Source organism: Streptomyces fulvoviolaceus (assembly GCF_000718165.1).
In the GTDB taxonomy this organism is placed as follows: domain Bacteria; phylum Actinomycetota; class Actinomycetes; order Streptomycetales; family Streptomycetaceae; genus Streptomyces; species Streptomyces fulvoviolaceus.
In genome coordinates, this window is record NZ_JOEY01000248.1 from 1 (window position 1) to 206 (window position 206).

The 206-nt window shown below is 73.8% G+C and carries 1 pseudogene; it reads left to right on the plus strand.

From position 1 onward, the window contains the following. Positions 1-206 (plus strand): annotated as a pseudogene (locus IG08_RS0153745) (IS200/IS605 family accessory protein TnpB-related protein); the annotation flags it as partial.

Below are 206 nucleotides of genomic sequence, written 5' to 3' on the forward strand. Positions count from 1 at the left end.
TTCGATCACCAAGGCCACGCATGATCAGTGGGCGCTCGCCCGGCGTGGCCAGCTCGCCCACCTCCGGTCTCTGGAGGCGGGGATCGGGACGATCGCGCACCGGCTGTCGCTGCCGGTCGGCGCGAAGGGCTCGAAGCGGGCGGCGGGCGGTTACCGCAGCCGGCGGGAGTGGCATGCCAAGGCCCGCCGCCTGCAGGTGCTGGAGG